Source organism: Xanthobacter autotrophicus (assembly GCF_030015065.1).
GTDB lineage: Bacteria > Pseudomonadota > Alphaproteobacteria > Rhizobiales > Xanthobacteraceae > Xanthobacter > Xanthobacter autotrophicus_D.
In genome coordinates, this window is record NZ_JAIVFN010000148.1 from 1 (window position 1) to 8,422 (window position 8,422).

Consider the following 8,422-nt stretch of genomic DNA (forward strand, 5'->3'; position numbering starts at 1 on the left):
GCCCTCGGCGGCAGAACGCCGGAGGAGGTCCATACGGCCTGCGACGGCATCGACATGGCGGCGTAACGCACACCAGAACCAAGCTTAGCAAAGCCGCCAATCTGTCCGCCAAACCGGGACCACCTCAGTAGATTGCGCCGGACGAGGAGGCCATTTGCCTCGCCAAGGTCGATTTTCCAACTGCACCAGGGGCCGATACTAGAATGAGAGAAGCGGTCCAGGGGTCCTCTGCTCCGAAGCTGGCGCTGTTTGTAAGGGGGGCCTCCAGAAATGTGCCCAACGGCGTCGGGTCGTTGTGCCAACCCCTCACCGGTAGCGGTGGCTCTGGATGTTTGGGAGGTAACCGTTGTGTCCAGAACTCTTCGATTGTGTAGCCCGCCATAGCCCCATTCTCGCCCGACTCGAATGCGAATTTCCATCATAGCGGGTATGGGTGCCGGCGATCTACTGCGCTGGGTTGCTGTGGCCCCAAGAGGCCAAATCCGCCAAAAAACAGATAGGGAGACGCCCACGCGGAAAATCCCGCTCAGGCGGCATTCTTCTCTCCATCCACCCGCTGCACCGCAGACACGCCCACCCCCAGCGTCTTCGCCACCTTCACGATGCCCATGCCCTGCGCACGGAGCGCCTTGATCCGGGCTTCGGTCTCGGCTCCCACGGTCGGCCGTCCCAGCTTCTTGCCCTCCGCCTTCGCCCGCGCCAGCCCGGAGTTCACCCGCTCGCGGATCATCGCCCGTTCGTACTCGGCGAACACGCCCATCATCTGGAACATGGCCCGGCCGGTGGGTGTGGTGGTGTCGAGGGCTTGCTGGTGCAGGTAAAGGTCGGCGCCGCGGGCGTGGAGCTCGCCGAGGAAGGTGACGAGGTCCGCCATGGAGCGGCCCAGGCGGTCCACCGACCATGCGGCCACCATGTCCACCTCGCGGCGGGTGACGGCCTTCAGCATGGCGTCGTAGCCGGGGCGCTGGTCGCGGCCCTTGGCGCCGGAGATGCCGGCATCCTCGAACACGGCCACCACCTCCCAGCCGGCCTTCTCCGCGACGGCCTGAAGCTCGCGGCGCTGGTTCTCGGTGGTCTGTTCGGAGGTGGAGACGCGCAGGTAGAGGGCGACGCGGCGGCGGGCTTTGCGGGACACGGCAGGGGCTCCGAGAGCTGCTGAGGTGGATACCGATAACTAGTGATTTCCGTATCCGCGCGGGGCGGCCGCGCGCCAAGGGCACGCGCGCCCACCCGCGGGCACAGTCCTTCCTGAACCAGGTCCAGGCCGCAGCGCGCAAGGCCGGCGGAACGTCGTCTCATGGCCATCGTCCGGCCGGGAAGGGAAGCGGGCGGTTCAATGCGCGCGGGCGCGGCGCCAGGGTGGTGGCCGGCTTCCCGGCGAAGGGGCAGGGTCAGGACAAAGGCGGTTCACGCTTCCGGTCCCGTCGCGTGGTGGTGAAGGCCCGCATCGTCAGGCTCAACCCCCGGCGCGGGGCATCGGGCATGCGCGGCACCGCCCGCACTGCCATGGACGCCCATCTGCGCTATCTGGAGCGCGATGGGGTCACGCGGGAGCGCGAGAAGGGCCGGGCCTATTCCGCGTTGGAGGACAAGGCGGACGGCCGCGCCTACGTCGAACGGGGACGCGACGACCGCCACCAGTTCCGCTTCATCGTCGCACCCGAGGACGGCGTCGAGATGGGCGACCTCAAGGGCTTCACCCGCGACCTCATGCGCCAGATGGAGCAGGACCTCGACACCCGGCTCGACTGGATCGCCGTCGATCACCACAACACCGGCCATCCCCACACCCACATCATCGTGCGGGGCGTGCTCGATGATGGCCGCATCCTCAACATCGCTGGCGACTACATCGCCCAAGGCATCCGCCACCGGGCGCAGGAGCTGGTGACGCTGGAACTTGGGCCTCAGACCGAGCTCGACGTGGCCCAGAAGCTCCGACGGGAGGTGGAGGCTGAGCGGCTGACCCGGCTCGACCGAGTGCTCCTCGCCGAGCAGGAGGAGCGCGGCCTCGTCGACCTTCGACCCGATGCTTCCGACAGCTACACGGTGCGGGCCAATCGTCACTTGCTGGTGGACCGGGCGAAGCGACTGGAGCGCTATGGCCTCGCCGAGGAAGTCGAGCCCGCCCGCTGGCGGCTGAAGGCGGATGCGGAGCGCACGCTGCGCGATCTCGGCACGCGCAACGAGATCGTCGCGACCACGCAGCGCGCGCTGGCCGATCACGGCCTCGCCGAGGAGCGGGGGACAGATCGCTACGTCATCCACGGCCAGACTGTCACCGAACCCATCGTCGGGCGGGTGTTGGCCAAGGGCCTTGCCGCCGGCGACGAGATGGGAGACCGGATTGGCCTTCGTCGAGGTTAAGGCCGGCGAATATGTCAGCGGCAAGCTCACCGGCTCCGCCAACCTCGCCTCCGGGCGCTTCGCCATGATCGACGACGGCATGGGCTTCCAGCTCGTGCCGTGGCAACCCGCAATCGAGAAACGTATCGGGCAGCACATCACCGGTACCGTGCGCGACGACGGCGGCATCGAGTGGAGCTTCGGACGCAAACGCGGGCTGGGGCTGTGAGAGGCTCCCCAGAACGGCCGCTCTGTGGAAAGCCTTTTCTGCTCGCAAACAGGGGGCCAGACCTGACCCAGCCCCTCAAGGCCGAGCCGCTTCGCGGTGGCGCGTGGCGCGCCAGCCTTGACCGGCTTGCCCATGCCCGGCAAAGGCTCGGCAAGCAGATAAGGCGAGTCAGGAGCGCGAGCCCTCCGTGCGCGATGGAGAAGGGATCGAACGGCGTTCGGGGGGAGTGCAGGCTCAGATTTGGAGCGGGCGGTCCGCTTTCCGGAAGCACTGGTCGAAGGCGGTTCTTCCTGCTAGGTTACATGTAACCATGATAAGGTCCAATCACGTGCCCACGGCATCGACGCCCAAGTCCTCCCGTGTGAAGGTCCGGGATTATCGCGCGCGTCTGCGGTCCCAGGGCTTGCGGCCCATCCAGATCTGGGTGCCCGACGTGCGCGCACCGTCCTTCCGGTCGGAGGCGCACCGTCAGTCGCTGGCCGTCGCGACGAGCCCCCATGCCGGTGAGGATCAGGCCTTCATCGACGCGGTATCGGATTGGGGTGATGAATGAGGCGCGGCGACATCTGGACCGTCGCCGGCGGCAAGGACTATGCGGGCAAGCCGCGTCCCGTCGTCATCGTGCAGGATGATACCTTTGACGCGACGGATTCGATCACCATCTGCGCCTTCACCACTGACGAGACCGAGGCACCCCTGTTCCGTCTTCCGGTGGCGCCCAACGCGCGCAACGGGCTCAGGACCACGTGCCGCCTGATGGTGGACAAGATCACGACCGTCCCGAAATCCAAGGTCGGGACGCGCATCGGGAGCCTGGACGATGAGGATGTCCTGCGCCTCAACCGGGCCATTGTGGTCTTCCTCGGATTGGCCGCATCTTCTGGGGCGAAGCGGCGGTCATAGAACCGGCGCGAGCAGTCCTCGCCGCTATAGCTTCCCCGCTGCGCTTCTCTCTTTCCGTATCTGATAAGTATTTTTCCGCTGCTCTACGCGATCGTAGCCGGGCGTAAAATTAGGCTATTCTTGAACTTGCCCGATGGCGTGATCCTGCGGACATGCTCCGGTCGCGCCCTCTTCGTCGAAGGAAGACACAAACCATCGCGTCCTGCGAAGGGGTGATCCCGTCTTCTGGTTCTACCGATGCGTCACGCTCGAAAGGATCGAAGCCCGGCATCGGAAGGTGCGGAAAATCTCTGAAACGCCTTGCGCTGCAAGACTCGCATGCGCATGACTCGGGTGTCTGGCACGTCACCGACGATTGGCCTTCGACCGTCCCGATCACCGCCGATGAAGTCGATGTGATCGAAGCCTTCCTGCGGCAGGCGATCGACGCGCTTCTGAAGTGACGGCACCGAAGCGAGGGGAAGTCCGGCCATGAATGTGACCCTGCCTGTTGCGAGCCGTGCCGCGCTCTATCTCAGGGTCTCGACCACCCGGCAGGCCGAGGTCGATCTCTCCATTCCAGACCAGCGCCTTCAGACCGCCGCCTATTGCCAGCGGCAGGGGTGGCCGGTCCTCGCCGAATATGTCGAGCCCGGCGCCTCCGCCATGGACGACAACCGGCACGAGTTCCAGCGGATGATCGAGCGGGCGTGCGACGACGATCATCCATTCGATGTCGTCGTCGTCCACAGCTTCAGCCGCTTCTTCCGCGATGCCTTCGGGCTGGAGATGTACATCCGCCGCCTCGCCAAGCACGGCGTCCGGCTTATCTCCATCACCCAGGAACTGGGGGATGATCCCGCTCAGGTGATGATGCGGCAAGTCATCGCCCTCTTCGACGAATACCAGTCCCGCGAGAATGCCAAGCATGTCCTGCGCGCCATGAAGGAGAACGCACGTCAGGGCTTCTATAACAGGGCGCGCCTGCCGCTCGGCTTCACCCTCGAAGAGGTGGAGAAGCGCGGCCACCGCACCAAGAAGCGGATCATCGTCGATCCCGTCGAAGCCGAACTCGTCCGGCTCATGTTCGATCTTTATCTGCAGGGCGACGGCACGTCCGGTCCCATGGGCATCAAGGAGATCACCAAGCACCTCAATGCCAAGGGTTATCGCACCCGGCTTGGCGCGAGGTTCGGTGTCGGCACGATACACGGCATCCTGACCAACACCGTCTATGTGGGCGCCTGGAGCTTCAACAAGCGCAACGCCAAGACCGGGCAGGTGAAGCCACAGACCGAGGTCATCCCCATCTCCGTTCCGGCCATGGTCGACCGCACCATCTTCGACAAGGTGCAGAAGACCCTGAAGGCCAAGAGCCCGCAGAACAGCCCGCCGCGGGCCATCACCGGACCGATCCTTCTGACCGGCCTTGCCTATTGCGCATCGTGCGGCTGTGCCATGACCCTGCGCACCGGGACGTCGAAGACCGGCAAGGTCTACCGCTATTACAGTTGCTCGTCCTCTGCCCGCGTGGGCGAGGCAGCCTGCAAGGGCCGCTCGGTCCCCATGGACAAGCTGGACCAACTCGTGACCGAGCATGTGGCTGAGCGCATTCTTCTCCCCGAACGACTGGAGGCGTTGCTCCAGTCCGTTGCCGACCGGCGCCTGAAGGCGGATACTGAGGTCCAAGGCCGGATCGAGGATTTGCGCCGTGAAGCCGGAGCCACGGAAGACAAGCTCCGGCGGCTCTACGAACTGGTGGAGGATGGTCTCACCGACCTCGACGATATGCTGAAGGAGCGCATTGCAACGCTCAAGTCCGACCGCGACCGCGCAAAGTCCGCCTTGGAGCGGATCACCAACCGGGGCGTAGCCGGGCGGCTGGGCCCGGACCGGATCGCTTGTTTCGGCCAGCTCATGCACACCAACATCACCGAAGGTACGGTACCGTTCCGCAAGGCCTATCTGCGATCTCTGATCGACGCCGTGGAGGTCGATGACCACGTCATCCGCATCCACGGTTCAAAGACAGTGCTGGAACGAGCCGTACTCGCCGATCAGGCCACCCATCCGGGGGTTCGCGGCTTTGTACGCAAGTGGCGCTCCCAAGGGGACTCGAACCCCTGTTTTCGCCGTGAGAGGGCGACGTCCTAGACCGCTAGACGATGGGAGCATCTCGCGGAGAGGCGTGCTCTATATCTGCGTTCGGTGGGGACTTCAAGTCTCGTTCGGCAAGGATCTGTGGCCAAAGATGGCGCTGCCCACGCGCACATGCGTCGCGCCCTGGCGGATGGCGGCAGGAAAGTCGGCGCTCATGCCCATGGAAAGCCCGGCAAGCCCGTTGCGCGTGGCGATCTTGGCCAGCAGCGCGAAATGAGGGTCAGGAACCTCATCTGCCGGCGGAATGCACATGAGCCCCCAAACATCGAGCCCGTGCTGCTCCCTGCAGGCGGCGATGAAAGCATCCGCCGCTTCCGGCAGAACGCCGGCCTTCTGTGGTTCCGCCCCGGTATTCACCTGGACGAACAGGCGCGGACTCCGCCCCTGCCGGGCCATCTCCTCGGCCAGCGCGGCCGCGATTTTCGGCCGATCCAGCGTATGGATCACGTCGAACAGCGCCACCGCCTCGCGCGCCTTGTTGGACTGCAGCGGCCCGATGAGGTGCAGTTCCATGCCGGGATGGTCCGCCCGCAGCAGGGGCCACTTGCCGTGCGCCTCCTGCACCCGGTTCTCGCCGAACACCTTCTGGCCGGCCTCGATCACCGGCACGATCTCCGGCGCCGGGAAGGTCTTGGAGACCGCCACCAGGGTCACGGCGGCGGGATCCCGCCCGCAGTCCCGGCAGGCGGCGGCGATCTGCGCACGCACCGCCTGAAGACGCGACGCGGCGTCCTGCGTCCCGGCTTGGCTGATCATGATACCTGCCCCTTTTCCGGCCTCGCTCCGCTGCTCGCCGGAACCTGCGAGGCAGGCCGGACGAGCCGTCCGGCAGCAGATGGACCGATCTCCCCATTCGATCAAGAAGCGTTTACAACACTGTCGGCGGCGGTTTCGCGAATCCGTCCGCAGGGGGCATGGCCGGTCATGGTCGAGCGTAACGGCGGAAAGGCGCCAGTCGCTTCGAAGCGGCTTTCCAGCCTGCGCCTGCGCGTCCTCTTCCTCATCTGCCTCATTGCCGTGCCGCTTTCGGTGGAGCGCCTGCTGACGCTCCTTGCCGATCGCCGGGAGCAGATCCGGACCATCGAGCACAATGTGCGCGACCTCGCCCGTCATGCCACGCTCGCCCAGCTCGAGGGCCTGACACGGGCCCGCACCGTGCTCGACGTGGTGTCGCTGCAATCGCAGCGGCTGCTGAACGACCCGGACGCCTGCATCCCCTTCGCCACCCGGCTTGCCAACGAGGTGGCCGGGATCCAGGGCGTCTTCATCGCCACCCCCGAAGGCGACGTGGTGTGCGCTCACGCGCCGCTCGCCATGGGGGTCAATGTCGCGGACCGGCCCTTCTTCAAGGAGGCGCTCGCCGCCGACGACATGCTGATCACCGAACTGTTCGCCTCGGGCCTGAGCGGGCGCAACTCGGTCTTCCTGCTGCGCGCCGAGCGCAACGCCGGCGGCGGCGCCATCGCCGTTGCCGGCGTCATTCTCGACCTGCAATGGCTCTCTCGGATCGCCGCCGGCAGCGCCGTCGAATCGGGAGTGGTGGTGGATGTGGTCGGCGAAGGGGGAGCGGTTCTGGTGCGATATCCCACCCAGACCGAGATCGTGGAGCACCGCTTCCCAGATCATCCGCTCACGCGCGCCATCACCGCCACGGACGAGGGCGTGGTCGCCACCATCGGCTATGACGGAAAGGAGCGGATCTTCGCATTCAACCGCTTCGAGGGGCTCGACCTGCGCGTGGTGGTGGGCATGGAGACCGCCCGGGTGCTCGCCCCCATCGACCGCAAGATCCTGACCACGGCGTTCGGGTATTTCGCGGCGCTGGCCGGCTTCCTGCTGGTGTCGTGGTTCGCCGCCGAGCGGATCGTCATCACGCCCATCGCGCGGCTGACGCGCTCGGTGGCCGCCGTGGGCCGCGGCGAGGCGGATCACGTGAAGGACAACGACGTGGCCGAGTTCGCCCCCCTGGTTCGCGCGTTCAACGAGATGGCCCGCCGCCTGTCGCAACGCAACAGCGAGCTGCGCACCATGAACGGGCGCCTCGCCTCCCTCGCCCGCACCGACGGGCTCACCGGCCTCGCCAACCGGCGAACCTTCGACGTGCAATTCTCCCAGGACTGGGTCCGCGCCCGCGGCGACGGCGCATCGCTGACCCTGGTGATGCTGGACGTGGACCACTTCAAGGCGTTCAACGACGCGCGCGGGCACCTGTCCGGAGACGAGGCTCTGCGCGCGGTGGCGCGCATGCTGTCCGCGGCGGCGGCAGGCACCACCCATCTCGTCGCCCGCTACGGGGGCGAGGAGTTCATCGTGCTGATGACCGGGGCCGATCTTGCGGCGGGTCTGGCGTTCGCGGAGGATGTCCGCCGCCTGCTCAGCGAAGTGGCCATCGCCCATCCCGCCGCGCCGCGCCGCCGCCTCACGGCCAGCTTCGGCGTCGCCAGCATCGTTCCCACCGCGGACGACAGCCCCGACACGCTGGTGGCCGCCGCCGATACGGCACTGTACGAGGCCAAGCGGTCCGGGCGGGACAAGGTGGTCGCCCACGCGGAGCGCAATCCCGGCGAAGCCACCGGCACCTTCCGCTAGGCGGTGTGGACGGATTTCGCCGTGTTGAGTCGGAGGGGGATTCCCTTCTTGTCCTTTCGGTGATTCATAGCGGGTCGGCTTTTGGCGAGGTCGACCATGCTGACGCGGATGACGGACGAGGATTGGGCGGTGGCTCTGGAGGTGTTCCGCGCTTGCCGGTCGCGACGGGGCGACAAGGGGCGCGATGACCGCAAGTTCCTCGAAGCCATGCACTAT

Annotated in this window: 5 protein-coding genes, 1 tRNA gene and 2 pseudogenes; 5 read left to right on the forward strand and 3 right to left on the reverse strand. The window is 66.4% G+C overall.

Features of this window, described 5'->3' with window-relative positions:
• Positions 1–526: 526 nt before the first annotated feature.
• Positions 527–1,135 (reverse strand): recombinase family protein, encoded by a 609-nt coding sequence (locus K9U40_RS20475; protein WP_282891968.1) that lies wholly within the window; start codon positions 1,133–1,135, stop codon positions 527–529.
• Positions 1,136–1,152: 17 nt separating this feature from the next.
• Between K9U40_RS20475 and K9U40_RS20480 the strand changes: the two are divergent.
• From K9U40_RS20480 to K9U40_RS24725, 4 genes and pseudogenes are all read left to right on the forward strand, one after another.
• Positions 1,153–2,575, forward strand: a pseudogene (locus K9U40_RS20480) (DUF3363 domain-containing protein).
• 328 nt (positions 2,576–2,903) lie between these two features.
• Entirely contained in the window at positions 2,904–3,128 is a 225-nt protein-coding gene (locus K9U40_RS20485; protein ID WP_149575407.1) for an antitoxin MazE family protein, read from the forward strand.
• Positions 3,125–3,478 (forward strand): type II toxin-antitoxin system PemK/MazF family toxin, encoded by a 354-nt coding sequence (locus K9U40_RS20490; RefSeq protein WP_282891969.1) that lies wholly within the window; start codon positions 3,125–3,127, stop codon positions 3,476–3,478. Before K9U40_RS20485 ends, K9U40_RS20490 begins: the two co-directional genes overlap by 4 nt.
• Positions 3,479–3,949: 471 nt before the next feature.
• A pseudogene (locus K9U40_RS24725) lies at positions 3,950–4,999 on the forward strand (recombinase family protein); the annotation flags it as partial.
• Positions 5,000–5,554: 555 nt separating this feature from the next.
• Here the strand turns inward: K9U40_RS24725 and K9U40_RS20500 are convergent.
• Together K9U40_RS20500 and K9U40_RS20505 are read right to left on the reverse strand one after the other, a co-directional pair.
• Positions 5,555–5,630 (reverse strand) — tRNA-Glu (locus K9U40_RS20500).
• Between the two features lie 44 nt (positions 5,631–5,674).
• Entirely contained in the window at positions 5,675–6,373 is a 699-nt protein-coding gene (locus K9U40_RS20505) for a YggS family pyridoxal phosphate-dependent enzyme (RefSeq protein WP_282891970.1), read from the reverse strand.
• A 168-nt stretch (positions 6,374–6,541) separates the two neighbouring features.
• On the opposite strand from K9U40_RS20505, the gene K9U40_RS20510 reads away from it, so the two are divergent.
• A complete protein-coding gene (locus K9U40_RS20510; RefSeq protein WP_282891971.1) occupies positions 6,542–8,206 on the forward strand; it encodes a sensor domain-containing diguanylate cyclase in 1,665 nt (554 codons plus the stop codon).
• Positions 8,207–8,422: the final 216 nt, after the last annotated feature.